Consider the following 22,096-nt stretch of genomic DNA (forward strand, 5'->3'; position numbering starts at 1 on the left):
CCCCACAATTTATAAATGGCATTCCCTATCCCGGTTCTATTCTTTTTGTCAGGGGACCCTCTTTATATTTACTCTTATTCGGTATGCATCCGGAAGCATCTCGAGGTTGTCAGTAACCGATTTACAGGTTGCTTAATACAGCTGAGATAGAATACGCATGATATATCTATAAAGACTGAGTATCTGGCATGGGCGCATTTAGAAATTCTTCAATCATCGGAACCAGCCAATCAGCACGATCTGTTACCCCTTATGCCCCTTTATATCACTCCTGAGGCACAACAGCAATAGCGTCCATTTCCACAAGGAAATCAGGATTTGACAGTCCCGACACAAACATAAAGGTGATTGCAGGCGGATTGGGCCTGTTACCCCATACCTGCTGGAATACCTCAAAACCCGGCTGTAAAGGTTGCCCCTGAACAATATACACATTCCACTTAATAATGTGCTCCAGTTTAGCGCCAGCAGCTTTCAGTGCTGTTTGCAGGTTGGCTAAAACTTGCTCAGTCTGCTGTCTAATATCGCCTTTTCCAACAATTTTCCCGGAGGCATCAACCGCATCTTGCCCCCCGATGTAAATCGTTTTTACCTTACCGGTTACAACAATCACATTAGTGAATGCCGGGTTTTTAGGCAAACCATCTGGATTTATGTACTGGATCTGTCCCTGAGTAGAATTATTCATACTTAAACCCCTCCCCATTATCTAATTCCTTTGACCTTCTGCTCTGAGTGAGTCGAGAATAACATTGTCCCATTATTATAGTACAGCATCCTGCAAAAAGCTACTCTCAGGGAAGAGATTACAGGCATCTATTAACAAAGGTTTATAAGAAGCTTGAGAATTTATTGCCTACCCCTCGATGAAACCAATTCCATTATAAATTGAGTAGATCATCGAGGATTTATTTTCGCCTTTCATGGAAAAAGTAAATTTCAGATTTTTGAGCTGAAATCTGAATAGATATATTAACTTTTTAAAGTTATTTATACATAACCCCTTATTTTTTTCCTATAAGTTCAAGGACATCACATAATTTTTTTGTGGTCTCAAGCACAGTTTGCATTCCAAGGTTGTCCTCTTCTACCGGGTTCCAGGTGATTCCTCCAAAGTGGGCATTATCACCAACAACTATCATCCCGTGAATGTGCATCCAGTCATGAATTGATTGAATTGTTTTTTCCTGCCCTCCATTCCTTGAGCCTCCGACTGAAAGGGCTGCTCCGACTTTATTCTTGAGCGCCATATCTTTACGGCGGAGGAGAACAGAACGGTCAAAAAGGGCTTTTAGCTGGGCAGGGTAATTTCCCATATACACTGGAGCTGCTACGACTATGCCGTCTGAACTCCTCATTTTTTCATAAACTTCTTCCATATCGTCATCAATTATACAGGAATCTTGTTCTCTGCAGGCTCCACAGGCTTTACAGGGGGCGACTTCTAAATTGGAGATAAAAACAGTGTCGGTCTCAAAGCCCCTTTCATTTGCAACTTTAAGGACGGCTTCGATCATTTTCTCACAATTTTGGCCCTTTCGTGGGCTACCTGAAATTCCCAGTATCTTCATTGAAATCATTCCGGTATTCTTTTATATCAATTTATCATTTATATTCAGTAATATTGTCTTAAGTATTGCGTACGTGATATAAAAATAATCCAGATTGTTATATATTTCGGGAAAAGGAGTTGTACATAAAAATTTGCTGGCAGTCTGAGATATATATTTTTTATTTTTATATATATATATCACTATACCTTTTACGTAAATTTATATATCAAGACCCAGCTAACTTAAACTACTCTAATTATAGAGGAGGTTGGTTGATTGGTAACATTTTTAGAAAAAATCAGTGAAAGAGCAAAGAAACTTAACAAGACAATCGCTTTACCTGAAACTGAAGATATAAGAACCCTCCAAGCAGCTGCCAAGGTCCTTGAAAGAGGTATTGCAAATGTTGTCCTTATCGGTAAGGAGAAGGACATCAAAGAACTCTCAGGAGATCTTGACCTCTCAAAAGCAAGGATTGTAGATCCCGAGACTTATGAGAGAAAAGACGAATATGTTAAGACCTTTTATGAGCTGAGAAAGCACAAGGGTGTCACCCTCGACAGCGCAGCTGAAATTATGAAGGACTACGTTTACTTCGCTGTTATGATGGCAAAACTCGGCGAAGTTGACGGTGTCGTATCAGGTGCTGTTCACTCTTCTTCTGACACTCTTAGACCTGCTGTCCAGATCGTTAAAACCGCCCCAGATTCAGCTCTGGCATCTGCGTTCTTCATTATTTCCGTACCTGACTGTGAATATGGATCCAATGGAACGTTCCTCTTCGCTGACTCGGGCATGGTAGAGATGCCAACTGTAGAAGAGCTGGCACACATTGCCGTAACCTCTGCAAAGACCTTCGAGCTTCTGGTTCAGGACACCCCATATGTCGCAATGCTTTCTTACTCCACTAAGGGAAGCGCTCACAGCAAGCTGACTGAGGCAACAGTCGCTGCAACAAAACGTGCACAGGAACTTGCCCCAGATATAGCAATCGATGGTGAACTTCAGGTAGATGCAGCAATTGTTCCCAAAGTTGCAGCTTCAAAAGCACCGGGAAGCCCTGTCGCAGGTAAGGCAAATGTTCTTATTTTCCCTGACCTTAACGCCGGAAACATCGCATATAAGATTGCCCATAGGCTTGCCAAGGCTGAGGCTTATGGCCCTATAACCCAGGGACTTGCCAAGCCTATTAATGACCTCTCCAGAGGTTGCAGCGACGAAGACATTGTTGGCGCTGTTGCAATTACCTGTGTTCAGGCCGCAGCTCAGCAAAAATAAATATGAATGTTTGATTAATTACGAACAATTTAGGAAGCTTTTTATTAACTCTCATATATAATATTATCTAACGTAAAATCCTAATGTAGATAGAAGCAATGTATGAACTGGGGTTTGAACATGAAAGTACTTGTTATAAATGCGGGCAGCTCGTCCCTCAAATACCAATTAATTGACATGACCACCGAATCAGCTCTTGCAGTAGGTCTCTGTGAAAGGATAGGTATTACAGACTCAATTATTACCCAGAAGAGATTTGATGGCAAGAAACTGGAAAAGACTACTGACTTCCCCAACCACAAAGTAGCTATGGAAGAGGTTGTCAAAAGTCTTACCGATCCGGAATTTGGTGTCATAAAGGACATGAGTGAGATTAACGCTGTAGGGCACAGGGTTGTGCATGGTGGCGAGAAATTTACTTCTTCGGCTTTAATTGACGAAGATGTAGAGAAGTCTATAGAGGAATGTTTTGATCTGGCTCCTCTCCACAACCCTCCAAACATGATGGGTATCAAAGCCTGTCAGGAACTCATGCCTGGAGTCCCAATGGTTGCCGTGTTTGACACAGCATTCCACATGACAATACCAAAATATGCCTACATGTATGCTCTGCCATACGAACTGTACGAAAAATACGGGATCAGGAAATACGGTTTCCATGGAACCTCCCATATGTATGTTTCTAGAAGAGCTATTGCTATGCTTGGAAAACCCGCAGAGGAAACTAAAATTATCACCTGTCACCTCGGGAATGGTTCAAGCATTACAGCTGTCAAAGGCGGAAAATCTGTTGATACAACAATGGGCTTTACTCCGCTCGAGGGAGTTTGCATGGGTACCAGATGTGGTTCAATTGACCCTGCAGTCGTCCCCTTCATAATGGAGAAAGAAAACCTCTCTACCAGAGAAATCGACACCCTTATGAACAAGAAGTCGGGTGTGCTCGGAATCTCAGGAGTCAGCAACGACTTTAGAGACCTTGACGAAGCAGCCTCCAAAGGCAATGAAAGAGCAAATCTTGCCCTCGAAATCTTCGCCTACAAGGTTAAGAAAGTTATTGGTGAATACACAGCTGTTCTCGACGGCGTCGATGCAATAGTTTTCACCGCAGGCATTGGAGAAAACAGTGCAAGCATCAGAAAGAGAATCCTTTCGGGTCTTGAGAACTTTGGAATAAAGATTGACGAAGAAAAGAATAAGATAAGGGGACAGGAAATCGACATCTCCACCCCAGATTCAAAAGTCCGGGTCTTTGTTATCCCGACCAATGAAGAGCTTACCATTGCAAGGGACACAAAGGAAATTGTTGAGACCGAAGCTAAACTGCGCAGCTCTATACCTGTCTGAAGTCAGTTCAGTATCTGTCTGAAGTAAAGGAGCCTTTTCTCCTTTACCTTTCCTTTTTTTAAGTTAAAACAATACTTTCTGCTGAAATTTTTAAATATTATTTTCTTTTAAATTAAGCTTTGTTCCTAATATTTTATTCCTGATATTTTTGTTCCTGATATTTTTGTTCCTGATATTTCTGTTCTAATATCCTTATTCCTGATATTTTTGTTCCTGATATTTCTGTTCTAATATCTTTATTCCTGATATTTTTGTTCCAGATATTTTGTTCCTAATTCCTTGTTCCTATATACCTTTGTTCCGAATCTCTTTTCTTCTGTCCGTCTGCGTTTTCCCACATTTTCGAAAGTTAACTTTCAGCTTTTTAGAACTGCTATATTATCAAAAAATTAATACTCTTAAAGAATAACTGTCCATAAGGTATGGTATAATTATGGAACAGGCAAGTATTGTTCCCAGGATATCCGGGACAGATAGGGTCGCGGCAGCAAGGATTATTGAAGCTGCCCGGGCAGAAGATCGGCGTATGCTTGGCATTGAAGCTTTTGACATTCTGAAAGCTTACGGCATTCCTGTAGTAAATACCAGATTTGCAAAAACTGTTGAAGAAGCCGTAAATGCTGCAGAAGATATAGGCTATCCCCTTGTAATGAAGGTCGTATCTCCGCAGATCTCCCATAAATCCGATATTGGAGGAATAAGACTTCCCCTTCATAACTCTGCCGAAGTCAAGGCTGCCTACTATGATATGATGGAAAGCATCTCAAAGAAAATGCCGGAAGCGTCCCTGGAAGGCGTCCAGTTGCAGCCAATGCTCTCAGGCGGAAGGGAGGTAATTCTAGGAATGGTGCACGATCCTACTTTCGGGCCCATGCTGATGTTCGGGCTCGGAGGAATATACGTAGAAATCCTCAAGGACGTAAGGTTTGCAATCGCCCCGGTTGATGAAAGAGAAGCTCGAGATCTTATTACTGGAATTAAAACCTATCCGCTTCTTGCCGGAGTCAGGGGGGCAAAAGCTTCGGATATTAATGCGCTTGTTGATATAATTCTAAGGGTTTCAGAGTTTGTTTGCGACTTTCCGGAGATTGAGGAATTCGAGATCAACCCCATGATGGTTTTTGAAGAAGGAAAAGGTGCTCTTGCTGTGGATATGAGGCTGGTATTGAAATGGTGAATCGAGCCTGCGGTTTAAAATCCTCTTCTCCAGAAAATCCTTATTCTTTAACTGATTTGTTCTCCGAAAGCCTTAAAAGTCCCGGTATTCTACCAGTCAATTCTGGAAGCCTTAAAAGTTCCGGTATTCTACCAGTCAATTCTGTTTAAGTTTTATTTTAGCTAAATTCTGGTTAAATTTTATTTTAGCTAGACTTTATTCTTAATTTAATCTTCAATAAGCTCAATAGCATCTTCCGGGCAAGCATCCACGCAGTATCCACACTCTATGCAGTTTTCAGGGCGGGCTACAACTGCCCTCTTTACTCGATCAATTTCTTCGATATCAAAAACTTCTGCAGGACAAACCTCATAGCAGGCAAGAGCTCCGGTACATTTATTATAATCGATTACTGGATGCATTTCTTCCTCCGCCTTATCCATTCCCATCTACTTTATTCGTTTCTCATACATCTTATCCATTTTTCATCTAGCTTATCCATTTCTCACCACATTGCCCATTTTCCAGGTTAAAAAACCCAATCCGCAGCGTTAATAATACTACAGCGATTTGTTATTACTCTATATAGCAATCTATTATTCCGGCCTCTTACTGGATTTCAACATTTACAACCTCAGAGGATTCCATGTAAGGCACTATAACAATGAGTTTCCCCTCACAGTATCTTGCGACTGCCTTTTCAGGGACAACTGGACAGCAGAATGCATAAGTTCCTGCATATTCAACTCCTGTTTCTTCTCTTTTTGCTCTTATAAAAAAGCCTTCCGCAACCATTTTTAATTCGATATCCTCTTTCTTTACCCCCGGCAGATTGATTTGGATTTCCAAATTTCCCTTATCATCAGAACACGAAAATACATCAGGCGTCATTTTTACCATTGCCATACTACCTCTCCCAAAGAATCTTCTCCCGGTAAATAATAATTAATTCTAGTATATTCGGGAATCTGGTATCAGGCGTTAAGGCATCTACATTCCAGGCATTTACTGCAGTACTGGATGATACCCGAACGACACCGGATACTCCGATTTTAGATGCGCTGACCGTTTTTGTGAATTATTACCCCTGACAGCCACACAGACCCCAATATTAGAGTAAGGATCTCGATATTTATAATTTATGAATCGATATATGATTCACAAACTCCGGGAGTAAAGATGAGAAATGCAGCCAGGGTAACAAAACTTGATTCCAAGACTCTCTAAGTAAGGGATTGCGAACGGTTATTCACAGTCTTGTAAGTTTCTAGCACTTTTTTGGAAGGGTGCGATGCCATCCAGACCATTCAGCTCCATAACTCACGATTTCTGTCGATAAAAGCATACTGGGTTTCTATCTTTGAGCGAGTGTAAATCAGAGCAGCAGGGTGATAGAGTTTCAAGACGGTTTTTCCTTCGTGTTCTACAGGCACTCCCCATTCGAGTTTTCTTCCGGGGCAGAAAGATCTCTCGGCTGTATTGCCAAGAAGAATTATAATTCTCGGGTTAAGCAGGATTATCTGGGAAAGAAGGAATGGTTTACAGCATTCTATTTCATTAATTTTAGGCTTTCTATTCCCAGAGGGATGGCATTTGACCGTATTTGTTACCATCCAGTCTTCTTCGGAAAGTCCCATATATTCAATCATTTTGTCGAGTTGCTTTCCCGCCCTTCCATAGAATGGTATTCCAGTTTTGTTTTCACTGTCACCAGGTGCTTCTCCTATGAAGAAAACTTTCGGGTGGCACGATCCCTTTCCAATCACCCGTTTTATTGCACTTTTATGGAGCGGGCAACGTGTGCATTTGATTATCTCCCTTGCAACAGTCTCATACCCAGCTTCCACCATCATTCTTATTCTTTCTTCGAAATCTTTACGATTATCTTTTTCATATGTCGTCCCGCTCTACCCCCTATAATAACTTACCCTGTAGTTCGATAGATTCTTAAATTATACAGCTCTTTTTTGCTACTGGCATTTACACAAAATTTATAATCAATCTCATGAGACCTGGCTACAAACAAACTTATTTATGGAAAAAAATCCCATGACAAAGATAACCACTATATAATGAAAAGAAATTCTTTAAAATTTATCTTTAAATTTATTCTTCAATATATATAAAATCTTATTCACAAAGGTGCGCTGAGGGTATGACTTCTAGAGACTTTCTTACAATCGATGACTTTGACACATATGGAAAGACAATTCTTGTAAGGGTTGACCTGAACTCTCCTATGGATCCACAGGGTAATATTCTGGATGATATGCGGATCCGAAGCCATATTACTACCTTGAAGGATCTTGAGGACGCAAAGGTTGTTTTGCTTGCGCACCAGAGCAGGCCCGGGAAAAAGGACTTTACTACAATGAAGCCCCATGCCAATTTGATGTCTAAATATCTGGGCAAGCAGGTTCTTTACGTGGATGATATCTTTGGAACTTACGCGAAGACCAGGATTGCTTCGATGGAAAATGGAGAAGTTATCCTGCTTGAAAATGTAAGGTTCTATTCCGAAGAAACCCTTGAAAGAACCTCAAAAGAACATGCGAATACATTTCCGGTTAAAAAGCTAGCACCCTTTGTGGATATTTTCCTCAATGACGCTTTTGCTGTGTCCCACAGGTCTCATCTTTCCGTAGTCGGATTTACTGAGGTTCTCCCGACCGGAGCTGGAAGAGTTATGGAAAAAGAGCTCACAGCTCTGGATCGAGGGCTTAAAGGAAGGGAAAAACCAACGATATTCGTGCTCGGAGGAGCAAAAGTTGATGACTCTCTCCAAGTGGCGGAAAATGTGCTTTCAAGCGGGGGAGCTGACCGTGTACTCTTTACAGGGGTAGTGGCAAATGTAGCACTTGCTGCTTCAGGTGTAGATATCGGGAAAGCCAATATGGACTTTATCAAATCCCAGGGATACGCAGACCAGATTGAGAAAGCAAAAGACATACTTGCAAAATTCAAAGATAAAGTCGGTCTCCCCAAGGACGTGGCTTTGAATGATGATAAAAAGCGAGTTGAAGTACCTGTTTCGGAACTTAACTCAGAATCTCTTCCCATAAACGATATTGGCCTTGAAACCATTGTAGATTATACCAGTGAGATTGAGAATGCAAAGACTGTTATCTTAAATGGGCCAGCAGGAATTTCCGAAGTTGATGATTTTGCTCTTGGGACGCATGAGATTATAAAAGCTGCCATCAAATCAGAATTTTCGATTATCGGCGGCGGACATATCTCGGCAGAAGTCGAACATCTCGGGCTTGCACACCGTTTCTCTCATATCAGCACAGGTGGAGGGGCATTGATTGATTATCTCTCGGGAGTAAAACTTCCTGGTGTCGAGTCTCTAAAGGCTGCAGCCAAAAGATATCAGGAAGCTAAGACACTATAATTGTCTGATTCCTGAGAAACGGCGTTATTAACAGCAAGTTTTATCTATTCGGCAGAATTCTTCTGCCGAATCTTTTAATATCCCTTTAAGAAAAACTTTTCTTGTCTTTTATTCCTTTTTTATTCCTGAAACCTGAAGTTCCGGATATATTCTTTAACCAGCTCCAATAGACATACTGTTATACTAGCTTCCACGTACTTATACCATAATAACAGGATACATGGCTGGCATTTGCAGCTAATACTGGCAATGCTGATAATACTTAGAAACTTGCGCTGGTTAAGTTTACACGGAATAAAGAGAGCAAAGTTGAGGTGTTGGTTCAAATATGCTAACAGATATCGAAGGTAGAGCTGCAGTTAAACTTGCAAGGAAAACGATTGAATTATTTTTATCGGAAGGAAGGCTCCCAGAGTCTCAGGAACTGGATTTTGAGCTTTCGCCGGTTTTCGAGGAAAAAAGGGGAGTTTTTGTAACGCTTACGGAAGATGGGCTTCTTAGAGGTTGTATAGGGCACCCTTATCCGGACTCCACGCTTCGGGACGCAATTATGGATTCTGCAATATCTGCGGCAACTCGTGATCCACGCTTTCCGCCTGTTGCAAAAGATGAAATTGAGAATATAGTTGTCGAGGTAACGATTCTTACCCCACCTGAAAAAATTAATGCTCCTCCGGAAGAGCTTCCTGAGCGTGTAGAAATAGGGAAGCATGGACTGATTGTAAAACAGGGTTATTGTCAGGGACTGCTGCTTCCCCAGGTCGCTCCTGAACACAATATGGATGCCATCGAGTTTCTTGGTCACACCTGCCTGAAGGCTGGACTTTCGCCTGACGCCTGGCTTAAAGGAGCAGAGGTTTCCTGTTTCGAAGGACAAATTTTCAAGGAAAAAGAACCACAGGGCGAGGTTATTGAGGAAAGGTATTCAGGTGAATGAGGCACTTCTGGCTTCTGAATACTTTTGAGACTCTTAGGAATCGTATTAGGGAGGGCAATATACGACCCTAGAGATCTTATGAACGATGATCTAATTCACTTGAATGACCTGATATATTTTTTCCTATTTTCAAAAGACAAAGTTTCTTCACTAATCTCAATGGAAGGTTAACCACGGAAAACATGGAAAATTCCCGACAATTGTACCCTTATTTCCTTTATTCCATACTTCTCGTGCTTTCCGTGGGTATGAAGTAAGTGAATACTTACCTTAAAAACTTTAGTTTTAGCCTTTTGGAGCTACCTTAGAGACCTTAGTTTAGCCTTTTGGGGCTGATTTTGAGAGACTTCCTTATAGAGCCCAATATACTCCAAATGAGAAAGCAAATAAAAATAATTCACTTTTTAGAATTCATAAGCAAAGTGAGCTTAATTTGTAAAAAAGGGTAAAATGAGGAAAATTGAGTTTTATTTCAGGAAGCCTGCAAGCTTTCAAAAACTGTTTTTTAAGCCAGGGTCCGATTTCTGCATCTGCCTGCAGACTTCCTGAACTTCACAACTTGATGACGTTTTACTAATTTGGATTCTTTTTACGACTATCTTACGGCTAATTACTCAATTTGAATCCTTTTTGTGGTTTCAGATTTTGTTTTCGGCAGGGTGACGGTTAAGACCCCGTTTTTGAGCTGAGCAACTGCCCCTTCATCGGTTACATTGTCTGGAAGGGGAATTTCACGATAATAACGCATGAAAGCCCTTTCTTTTCTCAGGTAACCTTCTTTTTCGGTCTCCTCTTCTTTCCCTTTCCCTGCACTGATTACGAGAACATTATCCCTGAGATCGAGTTCAACGTTTTCCTTGTCAACTCCGGGCAGGTCAGTTGTCACAATTACCTTATCATCTTCTTCGGCAACATCAGTCAGCGGGGAAAAAGTTGCTGCCCCGAACCGGCTTTCCAGCATAGGGAAATTCCTGAACATCTGTTCCAAATAATCATGCATTCTTCTGATTTCTTCAAATGGATTCCAGTTTCTGATCTCATCAAATGGGTCCCAGTAATATACATCACGGTCTGATCTCTTTACTGGCAGTCTCATATACAGAGTCCTCCTTATCCGATACCAAGATTCTTTCATCTCAAGCCTTTATGATTTTAGAGACCCTGATTTCAGGATTTTCTCATTTCAGGATCTCCTCATTTCAGGCTTGTATCTCACGTTTTTCCTGGCTTTTGTCTGGTTTTATGGTGATTAATGATCTGTAAATCTGGCACTTGTCCAGAACAGTTATTCCCTTCTCCGTAGGGCACTGCCTGAAAGGCAGGATAACTGGGTATGAGAGCTCAAGACTCTCATGCTTTTTCCGGAGGAGGAAATAAGTCCGTTTTTTAAAGACGATAGAGGATACGCTTTTGGTCTGTTCGCAGATTATTTGTAAAGTAACTGATTGGCAGCAGTACAGTCTATATTTAATATACCTGTACGCTGGTTATTGTTTCTCAGTTACTATCCTATAGTTAGGATTACTAATATTTAAATTTTTTGTTTGTTTTGAATTCAGCAATTATTAAAACAGATACTTTTTTCGGGAAAACTGCAAAATCTTCAGGCAAGAAGAAGTTCTTTATTGATTTATAATTATAAAATTTATTGAAGTAGTCCAGCCCAAGATAAAATTAAGCTAAATGGAAGTACAGAGGAGGCAAGCCTGAAGTTAAACTGAAAAATTATGTTGCGGAAAAACCGGCATCTCTGCACAGAAGTTCAGCCTGCTTGAGGACATTGTCTGTAGCAAGTTTCTGTTTGTCTGGAGGATATCCGTACTTCTTTAGAAGTCGTTTCACACTGACCTTTATTTTTGCCTGGATATTCTTCCGGAGAGTCCAATCAACGCCTGCGTTTTGCCTTATAATCCTGACAAGTTCCGCTGCCATTAGCCTTAATGTCTCATTGCCGAGGATTTCCAGAGCACTTTCATTGTCAGCTAGAGCATCATAAAAAGCAATTTCTTCTTCACTCAGGCCAAGTCTTTCGCCTCTTTTGTCAGCGTCACTGATCTTCTTTGCAAGCGCAAGGAGTTCTTCTATAACCTGCAAGGTGTCAATTCCCCGGTTCTTATATTCATTTATTGCCCGCTCAAGCATCTCGGCAAAAGATTTACCCTGAATCAAATTTCTGCGAGATCTGATCTTTATCTCGTCGTAAAGCAGTTTTTTTCAGGACTTCATAAGCAAGATTCTTTTGTGGCAGATCACGGACTTCAGCAAGGAATTCCTCTGAAAGGATTGAAATCTCCGGTTTTTTTATTCCAACCGCATCAAAAACATCAATTATCTCCTCGGTTGTAATCGACTTTGACACCAGTTCTTTTATTGCCGAGTTCATTTCATACTTTGATTTTGCGGGTCTCCTTTCTAGCTTTACAAGAATTGCCTTTACAGCCTGGAAGTATGCAAGCTCATCCCTAATTCTCTCGGCTTCAGGATCGGGCACCGAAAGTGCAAAGGCTTTGGAAAGCTCGGTTACATGCTGAATTAGACGCTTCTTTTCCTGAGCTCTCTCATCTTCGGTACGCCCTAGCGAGAGAATGAAATCCGCCCCTTCCCTGACAATTCCCAGCTTTTCCTTTGGAGAAGCAGAAAAGATTCGCATGTAGTCAAAACCATAGAAAAGATCCTGAACAATCTCGTATTTTTCGAGCATTAATGCAACAGCCTGGTCCTTATAATCCGCTGGATTGCCCCGGCCTCCGTTGCGAGTATAGTTTGCCATAGCATACTTCAGATCATAAAGAAGTCCCACATAATCAACAATAAGCCCTCCAGGTTTATCCCGGAAAACACGGTTCACACGGGCTATCGCTTGCATGAGATTATGCCCCTGAAGCCATTTCAGGAAATACATGGTGTGCAGGCAGGGAGCGTCGAAGCCGGTAAGCCACATATCACAGACTATAACGAGTTTCAGTGGATCGTTCGGATCCTGCATTCTGTCCCGGATCTTCATTCTGCGGCCTTTGTTCCGAATATGAGGCTGTAGAGGTTCGTCATCGGCTGCACTGCCGGTCATAATCACTTTTATCTGGCCTCTCAGGTCGTCATCATCATGCCATTCCGGGCGAAGGGCTATGATCTCATTGTAAAGATCGACACACATCTGCCTGGTCATGCAGACAATCATACCTTTGCCGTCCATAGCATCTTCAAGTCTTTTTTCGAAATGGGACACAATGTCAGCTGCAAGTTTTTTCAGGTTATCTTTACTCCCTACCACGGCTTCAAGCCGCGACCAGCGAGACTTAAGTTTTTCTGCCTCATATAAATCCCAATCCCTGGTTATCTGTGAAAAATCAGCATCCAGTGTCTCCCTGGCTTCTTTAACCAGATCGAGCTTCGAAAGGCGGCTCTCATAGAAGATCCGCACCGTGACCCCGTCGTTTACAGCCTGCTCAATGTCGTAAATATCGATATAATCCCCAAAAACCGCAGGCGTGCTCCTATCATTGAGTTCAATGGGCGTGCCGGTAAATCCAATAAAAGGTGCATTCGGTAGAGCATCCCGCATGTGCTTTGCAAAGCCGTAGGAGATCTCTGTAACTTTTTCGCCTTCGACCTCCCTTTCCCGGAATTTTGCATCAAAACCGTACTGGCTGCGGTGAGCCTCGTCAGCAATTACGATGATGTTTCTCCTTTCGGATAGGATAGGAAACTTGCCTTCCTCACTTTCGGGCGAGAATTTCTGAATTGTTGTAAATACAATCCCACCAGAGGCAACTGAGAGAAGTTCCCTCAGATGAGCCCTCGATTCTGCCTGAACGGGCTGCTGGCGCAGAATTTCGCTGCATCGGGCAAAGTTGTCAAAAAGCTGCCCATCAAGGTCGTTTCTGTCAGTAAGCACGACGATTGTAGGATTGTCAAGCTCAAGTGCAAGTTTCCCCGCATAAAAGATCATTGAGAGGCTTTTTCCTGAGCCCTGTGTATGCCAGACAACCCCGCACTTCCTATCCCCATCTGGCATGCAGGCAAGTTTTGTCTTCTCTACAGCCCTGTTAACTGCATGGTACTGGTGATATCTGGCAAGCTTCTTGATAACCTTTCCATGGTCATCTTCAAAAACAATAAAGTGCCTGGTAAGGTCGAGAAGGATTTCCGGCTTGCACATCCCCCTTAGTAGCACCTCCATAGGGGGAATCTTAAAATCTGCGATTTTCTTCCCGTCAATTGTTTTCCAGGGTACAAACCACTCCCTGTTCGAGGTAATTGTCCCTGCCATTGCATCCTGCCCGTCACTTATCAGCAGGAAAGCGTTATACCGGAAAAGTCCGGGAATCTCTCTCTTGTAGGTCTGAAGCTGCTTATAAGCATCCCAGATAATCTCGTCATCTTCAAACCTGGAATCTTCATCCGGTCGTTTTAACTCAATAACAACAAGCGGAAGCCCGTTTACAAAAAGTATAATGTCCGGTCTCCTCGTGTTTCCATCTTCTATAACGGTAAATTGGTTGACCGCAAGAAATTCGTTTTCCGCTGGTTTCGCAAAGTCAAAAAGCCAGACCTTATCATAAACCGTTTCCCCGTCCTGACCCCGATATTCCACATCAACCCCGTTTACAAGCATATTTTGAAAAGCCCGGTTATTATGCACAAGATCCTGGCTTTCAGCCCGAAGCACTTTTTTTTACTGCTTCTTCCCTTGCTCCTGCCACAACTCCGGGGTTCAGTTTATCAACAGCAGCCCTGAGCCGGCGCGGCAGAATAACGGTTCCGAAATCTTCCCTTTCAGCATCTTCCGTTTCCGGCGCAATATCCGGACCGTAAAGGTAATCATAGCCAAGCTCAGAAAGAATTTCAAGGGCTGCTTCTTCAACTTCGGATTCGGGGATGAAGGCGGGAATAAATACCTCTCCTTTTTCATTTGTCTGTTCTTTTTCATTTGTCTGTTCTTTTTCGTTTGTCTGCTTTCTTTTTTGTCAAATTTGTGCGAACTCACTTTTATGGAGGCAGATTTTCGTTTAAATGAGAGCTTTGCTCATTAAAGCGAGAAAATAAAAATTATAAATGTGTATCCCGGTAAATTTATTTAAGCATAACTATTTTGTTAACGAATTATAATTTGCCTGATAGCCTGTTAAAGAACATCCCTGCCATAAGGTTGACGAAATGACTATCTCAATGCAAATGTATAAATATCTTAATATATGACATTACTTTGGGGGTAATACCATGGCGGAAACATTAAGACTATCACCAGTAATTAGTGTATTTCCTGACGACAAATACGAAAACCTCCTGATTGAAGTAATCCTTCCGGGAGTGGAAAAGAAAGACGTTTCTTTCAAGCTTACAACTGACAGCTTTTATGTGAGCAGTAAAAAAGAAGGAGTAACGTATCTGGACAGCTATCCAACCGACTGCCCTGTTGTCCCAGAAAAAGCGACAGCCAAGTACTCAAACGGTATACTTAAAGTTACAGTACCTTATCAAAAGCCTTTAGAGAAATTAGTTGATGTGAAAATCGAGTAAAACAGCTGTCGCATAGCAAACTTCTTTAGAGGAAAGACAGTTAAGAAAAATCGGGAGTCCAAAACCGGCAAAATTTTAAAAACCGTCACTTTTCTCAGTTATAAAATTCCCGATTTTCACACTTTTTATAACTTATCAGGAATAACCTTATTCGCTGTCTCATGTCGTTCTTGTCACGCTCGACGCAGGAGAGCGGCTATTTCGAAATTTTAAGGAAATAACGAAAATAGCCACAAAAGAAAGATATTAGGTCTTTTACTCAATAAATCTGTTGATTCCAGCAGCGTTAGCTGTCAAATTCTTGATCAACTGCATATCCTCATCAGACAAAGGCTCTTTATTTAATTCATTTACCAACCAGAGCCCACTCGTGTTTATTTTTTCTCTGGGGGAAAACAACCCCAGCCAGCTAGGCGAAGGACTGCATTCCTTACATCGGGAAATTGTGGAGATAATTTTTGATTCAAGTTCAAGCCTTTTTTCCTTTTCTTCAACTTCAATCACAACAAAATTAAAATTTGCCTGTATATATTGGCTTACGTTCTTTTCTACTTCTTTCTGTTTCTCAACGTCAATCAAAACAGAATATTCTTCTTTTGCCCTCCTGCTGGTCAAATCTAATTCCCACTGATCCAGAAACGGATCTTTATCCCTGTTCAGTAAAGCTCTACCTATATTCTTCCTGAAAATGCTCCGATCCTTATTTTCTTTAATGAAATGCTGCTTTAGCCGCGATCTTAACTGGTTTTTACCTGTATGAGTCCCTATTCGAACAATTCTGTCCGTGTTGTGGGCAGTTTCTCCTTTTTCAAATAAAATGTAAATTCCATTATGAAGAATCTTCTTATCATCAAATGGAAAATTCATCTTTTCCAGATTATTGAACCATCGATGCAGTTGTTTACAATTTTCACTCATTTTGACATCTCATTTTAAGATAATGGAGCTGCTTTCCAATTCCTAGTCCTTTTAGAGGAATCTGGTAATTTGAAATATGAGGCAGTAAATATTTCCTGTATCTTTCGCCCGCAAGGAAAATAAATTCATCTTCTTTCAGATCGGCTTCCTTTTTGATCTGGTCTATTACGCGATCTGCCCATTCCTTTGTTTCCTTAAAAGACATATTGGTCAAACATTTATCATAAGGCTCAATTTCCGCCTCCGAATCTACCAGACCGTATTTTGCAGAAAAAATGAAGATCTTGTCAGGGTTCAAAGATTCAGCGTAATCAAGGCTATATTTGAAAAGTGTACTGATATACAGATCTCTTGCCTTTGCTTTATATGGCAGTTTCTTTTTCACGCAAGATACCAAACAATCTTCACCATCTCAACATTCAACCCTGATTTTTCCTGACATGAGTTTTGGGAAAAGAGAGTCACGAATAGAACTAAAGTTTTGAGACTCTTCAAGATTAGATAATATTTTAGTCATTAAACTATAAATATTTTCAAAAGATTTGATAGCACTGGTTGGAGGTAAAATAGTTTAAATCGGTCTAAATGTTTTTGTTGAATCTAACTAAATGTTTTTGTTGTAATTGTATTAGAAACAGTATCATATGAATTTTGCTTCATATCTTGAATTAAATTCAGAAATGTAAAGAATAAGAAAAAATCTCCATAATCAAACTTACTTTTCAATCCGTATCTTCCCTTAAAACAGATTTTACTAAGAATTTACTAAAAATAAACCATGAATATGCTAAAAGTTTTACTAAGAACACGCTAAGAATTTTACTAAGAAAACGCTAAAAATTTACTAAAAATACCAGTTTTTAATCTTGGCGCCTTGCAGATCTGAATCTGCTCATCTTCCTTCCCATTCCATCAAAATCTGCACGCAGCCCGTATATTCATCGACCTCTTCGCCAGTTGCCGTAAACCCATGCTTCTTATAAAAGCTGAAAGCTCTTTTGTTTTCCCTGTAGACTTTAAGGGAGAGCCTGCCTCTCAGGGTTTTTGCATGTTCGAGAAGAGCAGTGCCGATCCCTCTGCCCTGCATTTCGGGCGCAATAAAGAGGGCGCAGATTCTTTCTCCAACAAGGGAAATGAATCCTGCAAGCTTCCCATTCTCTTCTAAAACAAAATTTTCGGTAAGTGGAAGGTATGTCTCCTTCATTGCACTCTTCTGCAAAGCCCAGAAAGAAGCAGGGACGAAGGAATGGGCTGTAACAGAAGCCTCATACCAGATCCTCACCATTTCTTCAAGATCGGTTTTTCTATAACTCCGAATCAAATTATCGGTTTCCTTTTTTCAGGTTTTTTTAAGTTCTTTTGTTTGTCTATACTTAAAATTACCCTCATAAATTCAGAATTGAATGCACTAGGTCTGGCTGAGACTAATTGAATGTTAAAGGTTTGGCTGAGACTAATTGAGCCTTATTTAGCATAAAAATTCTGTTGCAAAAACTGTATATAAAAAGTTATGACAAGAGTAAGGTATATATAGAAAAAAAATAGTCTAAAAAACGCCAGACCGAAAAGCTTCGGTCTGAAAAGGGACTTCATCAAGATGGGTCCGAATTAAAAAAAATATCGGAAAAAATTTAAAAATTTTTATCTTTTCACTCCATTGACTCGATCTGGCGGATCAGGTCAGTGGTGTATCTTTCAGAGAACTTCACATGTGGGCTGCATGGAACGATCTTTACCAGTTTCCCGTATCTGGACACGTAAATGTCAGTCCCATGTGAAGTTTTAACTTTTGTAAAAGCATATCCTTCTACAAAGGTCATTATTTTAACCTCCAGTAGTTATTATGTCGGGCATTCTATATTAAAATTTTTTTACTAAATAATCGTTATAAATTCAGGCTTCTGTTCCCGAATTGACCATCAAACTATCTCAATCGAGATATAATAATATAATTAGTAAAAAAAGAATTTTATAAAGAGTTTAAAAGCTGAGGTCATTTTTGAAACTCGTTAACAGAAACTGAACAACAGAAACTTTCGAGTGCATATCTTTTAAAAGAAACCAGTTGACATTTATCTCAACCTTTTTCTTGTTTAAAAACTATCTTACTAAATATTACCTAATAGATCTGATCCAGAATTGCGTTCTGGTGAATTAAAGTGATGAATTTAAAAGCAATTCAGAGCCAAAAATTGAGGACAAAAATTGAGGATAAAAATTGAGAATAAAAATTGAAGATAATTGAGATAATAATTGAAGATAATTGAGAATAATTGAAGACAATAATCGAGAATAATCGAGATAATAATTGAGAATAATTGAAGATAATAACCGAGAATAAAAATAACCCGGGTTAAAGATAGTTGAAACTAAAAGAATTCGAGGTATGAAATAACCAGGCAGCATTCAGAGGTTATCTAAACCTTTCCATTGTTTTTAATAGCTCATTCTCGTCCCTTGCAAGGGCGACTATAGCCATCTCTACCATCAGGTTAACAACCCCATCCGAGAGAGATCTGAAATCAGTTCGAAGCCCTATAACAGGTTTTTCCTTTGCGTAAGCATAACCGATCTCCCAGGCAGTTCCAGAATCTACATCTGCTCCATCAAGCACTGCTACTACAATATCGGAATTATCCAAACCTTCTACACATTTTCTGAAAATATGCTCCTGATTCTGTTTTTCGCGTTCTTCTGTGCAATCCTCTGCATCTTCCTGGGGCAAAAAAACTAAAAAACCTTTATTGAGCAGCAAATCCCTCAGTTTACGGTTATATTCTAATTCCGCATGGCTGAAAAGAGGGCCTGCAAGGTAGATTTTCTTTTTTCTGTCCATGTCTTTTCTTCCTGCCGCTTCAGAAGGCGTCTAAACAGATTTTCTCATAGTATCAGAGCTTCTAAAGGTAAAAAGTTTATCTGTGACACCTTCTATTCCAGCGCGAAGAACCCCAGTTCCCCTTGTGGAATATACTTATATATTTAAAAATTTAAGTTTTACTGATTTAAAATTAAAAATATGACTCGCTTCCTGTAAAAATCGCAGGTAAAAGGATAAGTCGATTAGCCTTCTGAATAAATGGGGTCAGTTTGGTCAAAGAAATTTCCTGAGCGAGCAGAATTTCCTACCAGTTGCTTTCCAGGAACAAATTTAATTATCCTTTATTGACATTACACAGACAGTGACACTTATGATCAAGGCTGGAATAATAGGAGCATCGGGATACACAGGAGGAGAACTCCTTCGCTTGCTCGTCAACCACCCCAATGTAAAGCTGGAACTGGCAACTTCCCGAAGCCTTGCCGGGAAACCTGTAACAAGCACGCACAAGCACCTTGAAGGTTTCCTGAACCTGAAATACGAGAATCCTGATCCTGAAGACATCAGGAAGCGCTGTGATGTTGTATTTCTTGCAGTGCCTCATGGATCTGCCATGAATTATGTACCTGAGCTGCTTGACGGCGACACCAGGGTTATTGACCTTAGCGCGGACTACAGGCTTAAGACTTCGGAGTTTGAAAAAATCTACGGATTAAAACACACTGACCCGAGGAATGCCGTATACGGTCTCGTAGAACTTCATCCAGAGGTTTCAGAAGAGAGTCTCGTTGCAAACCCAGGATGTTTTCCTACAGGTGCAATCCTTGCAGCAGCTCCTCTTGCGGCAGCCAAGCTTCTCGATATTGCAGTTTTTGATTCCAAGACAGGAATCTCAGGAGCTGGCATCTCACCAACCGAGACCTCACATTACCCGAACCTTGCAGAAAATATCATCCCATACAAACTTACATCTCACAGGCATAGAGCTGAGATCATCCAGGAACTGACGGCACTCGATGGAAAACTCCAGAGCATCAGTTTCACTCCCCACGTAATCCCTTCTATTAGAGGGATCTTAACAACGGCTCACCTCTTTACAAAGGAGCCTCTCTCCACGGATGACTTAAAGACAATCTATGAAGAATTCTACAGGGACAAGCCATTTATCAGGTTCCCTTCAGGAGTTCCTTCCCTTACCGCAGTCAGAGGCTCTAACTTCTGTGATATAAGCTTTGAGGCGGATAAGGAAAATAACAGAGTTGTGGTGCTCTCGGCAATCGATAACCTTGTCAAAGGGGCTTCAGGTCAGGCTATCCAGAACATGAACCTCATGTTCGGGCTGGATGAAACATGTGGACTCTGGCTGCCTGCGGCGGCTCCATAACAAGCCAAGGCAAGAGAATATAACTCTTGACGGATTAAAGTAAAAAATGGAATTTGTCTCAAGGGGTACAGTCAGATGAAAGTAAAAGATGTCATGAACCCGAACGTTATTTTCTGCAAGCCTGACAATACAGTCCGGGAAGCGGCAAAAATCTTGAAGGAAAACAATATCAGTGGGGCTCCTATTCTTGAAGGGGAAAAGCTTGTGGGAATAATAAGCGAAGCGGATCTGCTGAGACTGCTCATTGTCCCCAAAAAAGGGGATCTCTGGCTTCCGAGCCCCTTTGAGGTTATAGAGATCCCTATCAGAGAACTCATTAGCTGGGAGGAAACAAAAAGAATGCTTTCTGATGTGGGTTCCACAAAGCTAGAAGAGATCATGACAAAGGATGTACACACAATCTCTTCTAAGGCGTCCATAGAAGAAGCTTCTGAGCATATGATAAGGCACAGGATCAACAGGCTTCCTGTAACTGAGGACAACCGTGTAGTTGGGATTGTTACACGCGGCGATATAATAAAAGGTCTTGCAAAGCTCTGAGGAAATGGAGAGTCTCTCATGAAGCAAATAGAAGGTGGAATCTGTGCAGTAAGGGGGGTATCCGCAAACGGGATTAAAACTGAAAAAATGGGGTTGGCTGTCATTGTTGCGGAAGGCCCTGCAGCTGGCGTCTTTACAAAGAATAAGGTGGTTGCAGCTCCGGTTACCCTGAGTAAAGGAATAATTGAGACCAAACACCATCTTTCAGCCTTAATTGTAAATAGCGGTAATGCCAACGCCTTTACAGGTGATGACGGCTTTCTGGATGCTGTGGAAATGGCAACAATGCTTGCCCGAGAACTTGACGTTAAACCTGAAACCGTTGCAGTTGCGTCAACAGGTGTAATTGGCAGAAGGCTTGATGTTTCCCTGATAAGAGAACTCCTTCCTGAAGTCCTTAAAGGGCTGGGTAGTTCTCCTGAATGCAGCCGGGAAGCTGCAAAGGCGATCATGACCACGGATAAGGCTATAAAAGAAGTTGCTATTGAAATGGACTGCGGGATAAGAATTGGGGCGATTGCCAAAGGTTCGGGGATGATTTGTCCCAATATGGGAACTATGCTCTGTTTTGCGTATACCGATGCAAAAGTGCCTGCTGACGTTCTGGATGCAGCTCTGAAAATAGCCGTGGATAAAACTTTCAATATGGTCGTGGTGGACGGAGATACAAGCACTAACGATATGGTACTCCTTACCTCCACCTGCAAATCCGGGATCAAGCCCTGCATGGACTGCCTGGATGATTTTGAGGAAGGATTGATTTACGTATTTACAGAGCTTGCAAAGAAAATAGCAAAAGACGGAGAAGGCGCTACAAAACTCATTGAAGCCAGGGTAGTAGGCGCAAAAACACAGGAAGATGCTAAATGTGCTGCAAAAGCCATTGTACGTTCCCCATTGGTTAAATCCGCAATTTTCGGAGAGGATCCTAACTGGGGAAGGGTTGTAGCTGCTGCAGGATACTCTGGTGCGGAACTTGAACAGGAAAGGCTCTCTCTCTCTTTTTCTGGAGGAGGGTCAGAGGTCGAAATTATAAAGTCAGGTGAAATTTCCAGTTCTTACGATCTCGAACTTCTGAAAAGAATAATGGCAAATGATGAAATTGTCATTACTCTTGACCTCAGTATGGGAAATGAACAGGCAACTGCCTGGGGCTGTGACCTGACTTATGACTATGTCAGAATCAATGCTGAATATACGACTTAATCAGTGTAAATTTGGGAGGAAATAGAGGAAAACAAGCGAGATCAT

The 22,096-nt window shown here is 41.2% G+C and carries 23 protein-coding genes; 9 read left to right on the top strand and 14 right to left on the bottom strand.

What is annotated here, in order from left to right; all coding sequences use genetic code 11:
• Positions 1–265: 265 nt before the first annotated feature.
• On the bottom strand, positions 266–688 hold the full coding sequence (locus MSTHT_RS05470; RefSeq protein ID WP_048168411.1) for a RidA family protein: 423 nt from the start codon (positions 686–688) through the stop codon (positions 266–268).
• A gap of 316 nt (positions 689–1,004) precedes the next feature.
• The gene (locus MSTHT_RS05475) at positions 1,005–1,571 is read right to left on the bottom strand and encodes a flavodoxin family protein (protein WP_048166905.1); all 567 of its coding nucleotides are present in this window, start codon (positions 1,569–1,571) and stop codon (positions 1,005–1,007) included.
• A gap of 258 nt (positions 1,572–1,829) precedes the next feature.
• Between MSTHT_RS05475 and pta the strand changes: the two genes are divergently transcribed.
• From pta to MSTHT_RS05490, 3 genes are all read left to right on the top strand, one after another.
• Positions 1,830–2,831 (top strand): phosphate acetyltransferase, encoded by a 1,002-nt coding sequence (pta, locus tag MSTHT_RS05480; protein WP_048166906.1) that lies wholly within the window; start codon positions 1,830–1,832, stop codon positions 2,829–2,831.
• A 120-nt stretch (positions 2,832–2,951) separates the two neighbouring features.
• A complete protein-coding gene (locus tag MSTHT_RS05485; protein ID WP_048166907.1) occupies positions 2,952–4,178 on the top strand; it encodes an acetate kinase in 1,227 nt (408 codons plus the stop codon).
• A 433-nt stretch (positions 4,179–4,611) separates the two neighbouring features.
• Positions 4,612–5,355: an acetate--CoA ligase family protein gene (locus tag MSTHT_RS05490; protein WP_048166908.1), complete on the top strand. Its 744-nt coding sequence runs from the start codon at positions 4,612–4,614 to the stop codon at positions 5,353–5,355.
• A gap of 206 nt (positions 5,356–5,561) precedes the next feature.
• Here the strand turns inward: MSTHT_RS05490 and MSTHT_RS05495 are convergent, their stop codons facing one another.
• From MSTHT_RS05495 to MSTHT_RS05505, 3 genes are all read right to left on the bottom strand, one after another.
• On the bottom strand, positions 5,562–5,756 hold the full coding sequence (locus MSTHT_RS05495; protein WP_048168412.1) for a 4Fe-4S dicluster domain-containing protein: 195 nt from the start codon (positions 5,754–5,756) through the stop codon (positions 5,562–5,564).
• A gap of 187 nt (positions 5,757–5,943) precedes the next feature.
• Complete coding sequence (locus MSTHT_RS05500) at positions 5,944–6,240, bottom strand: Hsp20/alpha crystallin family protein (RefSeq protein WP_048166909.1); 297 nt, start codon at positions 6,238–6,240, stop codon at positions 5,944–5,946.
• Between the two features lie 401 nt (positions 6,241–6,641).
• On the bottom strand, positions 6,642–7,187 hold the full coding sequence (locus MSTHT_RS05505) for a uracil-DNA glycosylase (RefSeq protein WP_048166910.1): 546 nt from the start codon (positions 7,185–7,187) through the stop codon (positions 6,642–6,644).
• Between the two features lie 302 nt (positions 7,188–7,489).
• Here MSTHT_RS05505 and MSTHT_RS05510 point away from each other — a divergent pair, with 302 nt between their 5' ends.
• Both MSTHT_RS05510 and MSTHT_RS05515 read left to right on the top strand, forming a co-directional pair.
• Positions 7,490–8,728: a phosphoglycerate kinase gene (locus MSTHT_RS05510; protein WP_048166911.1), complete on the top strand. Its 1,239-nt coding sequence runs from the start codon at positions 7,490–7,492 to the stop codon at positions 8,726–8,728.
• 328 nt (positions 8,729–9,056) lie between these two features.
• Entirely contained in the window at positions 9,057–9,665 is a 609-nt protein-coding gene (locus MSTHT_RS05515; protein ID WP_048166912.1) for a TIGR00296 family protein, read from the top strand.
• A 610-nt stretch (positions 9,666–10,275) separates the two neighbouring features.
• On the opposite strand, the gene MSTHT_RS05520 is transcribed toward MSTHT_RS05515, so the two are convergent.
• The 4 genes from MSTHT_RS05520 to MSTHT_RS15560 form a co-directional block, all read right to left on the bottom strand.
• A complete protein-coding gene (locus MSTHT_RS05520; protein ID WP_048166913.1) occupies positions 10,276–10,761 on the bottom strand; it encodes an Hsp20/alpha crystallin family protein in 486 nt (161 codons plus the stop codon).
• Positions 10,762–11,390: 629 nt separating this feature from the next.
• The gene (locus MSTHT_RS15555) at positions 11,391–11,834 is read right to left on the bottom strand and encodes a type I restriction enzyme endonuclease domain-containing protein (RefSeq protein ID WP_231588210.1); all 444 of its coding nucleotides are present in this window, start codon (positions 11,832–11,834) and stop codon (positions 11,391–11,393) included.
• A complete protein-coding gene (locus MSTHT_RS05525; RefSeq protein ID WP_197071764.1) occupies positions 11,821–14,334 on the bottom strand; it encodes a type I restriction endonuclease subunit R in 2,514 nt (837 codons plus the stop codon). Before MSTHT_RS05525 ends, MSTHT_RS15555 begins: the two co-directional genes overlap by 14 nt.
• Positions 14,321–14,557 (bottom strand): type I restriction endonuclease, encoded by a 237-nt coding sequence (locus MSTHT_RS15560; RefSeq protein ID WP_331454387.1) that lies wholly within the window; start codon positions 14,555–14,557, stop codon positions 14,321–14,323. Before MSTHT_RS15560 ends, MSTHT_RS05525 begins: the two co-directional genes overlap by 14 nt.
• Before the next feature lie 328 nt (positions 14,558–14,885).
• Here MSTHT_RS15560 and MSTHT_RS05530 point away from each other — a divergent pair, with 328 nt between their 5' ends.
• Complete coding sequence (locus MSTHT_RS05530) at positions 14,886–15,185, top strand: Hsp20/alpha crystallin family protein (RefSeq protein WP_048166914.1); 300 nt, start codon at positions 14,886–14,888, stop codon at positions 15,183–15,185.
• 255 nt (positions 15,186–15,440) lie between these two features.
• Here MSTHT_RS05530 and MSTHT_RS05535 read toward each other — a convergent pair whose 3' ends face one another.
• The 5 genes from MSTHT_RS05535 to MSTHT_RS05550 form a co-directional block, all read right to left on the bottom strand.
• Positions 15,441–16,103, bottom strand: coding sequence for a hypothetical protein (locus MSTHT_RS05535; RefSeq protein WP_048166915.1), 663 nt, complete (start codon positions 16,101–16,103; stop codon positions 15,441–15,443).
• Positions 16,096–16,500, bottom strand: a complete 405-nt coding sequence (locus MSTHT_RS05540) for a DUF6884 domain-containing protein (RefSeq protein ID WP_345739987.1) — start codon at positions 16,498–16,500, stop codon at positions 16,096–16,098. Before MSTHT_RS05540 ends, MSTHT_RS05535 begins: the two co-directional genes overlap by 8 nt.
• A gap of 495 nt (positions 16,501–16,995) precedes the next feature.
• Positions 16,996–17,424, bottom strand: a complete 429-nt coding sequence (locus tag MSTHT_RS05545) for an N-acetyltransferase (RefSeq protein ID WP_048166917.1) — start codon at positions 17,422–17,424, stop codon at positions 16,996–16,998.
• 328 nt (positions 17,425–17,752) lie between these two features.
• Positions 17,753–17,923 (bottom strand): hypothetical protein, encoded by a 171-nt coding sequence (locus MSTHT_RS14450; RefSeq protein WP_156149722.1) that lies wholly within the window; start codon positions 17,921–17,923, stop codon positions 17,753–17,755.
• A gap of 593 nt (positions 17,924–18,516) precedes the next feature.
• Positions 18,517–18,939 carry a nucleoside 2-deoxyribosyltransferase gene (locus tag MSTHT_RS05550; RefSeq protein WP_048166918.1) on the bottom strand — a complete coding sequence of 141 codons (423 nt, stop codon included), beginning with the start codon at positions 18,937–18,939 and terminating at the stop codon, positions 18,517–18,519.
• Positions 18,940–19,291: 352 nt separating this feature from the next.
• On the opposite strand from MSTHT_RS05550, the gene argC reads away from it, so the two are divergent.
• From argC to argJ, 3 genes are all read left to right on the top strand, one after another.
• A complete protein-coding gene (gene argC / locus MSTHT_RS05555; protein ID WP_048166919.1) occupies positions 19,292–20,305 on the top strand; it encodes an N-acetyl-gamma-glutamyl-phosphate reductase in 1,014 nt (337 codons plus the stop codon).
• 75 nt (positions 20,306–20,380) lie between these two features.
• The gene (locus MSTHT_RS05560) at positions 20,381–20,845 is read left to right on the top strand and encodes a CBS domain-containing protein (protein WP_048166920.1); all 465 of its coding nucleotides are present in this window, start codon (positions 20,381–20,383) and stop codon (positions 20,843–20,845) included.
• 18 nt (positions 20,846–20,863) lie between these two features.
• A complete protein-coding gene (gene argJ, locus MSTHT_RS05565; protein WP_048166921.1) occupies positions 20,864–22,051 on the top strand; it encodes a bifunctional ornithine acetyltransferase/N-acetylglutamate synthase in 1,188 nt (395 codons plus the stop codon).
• Positions 22,052–22,096 lie beyond the last annotated feature (45 nt).

The sequence above is a fragment of the Methanosarcina thermophila TM-1 genome, assembly GCF_000969885.1.
Taxonomy (GTDB): domain Archaea; phylum Halobacteriota; class Methanosarcinia; order Methanosarcinales; family Methanosarcinaceae; genus Methanosarcina; species Methanosarcina thermophila.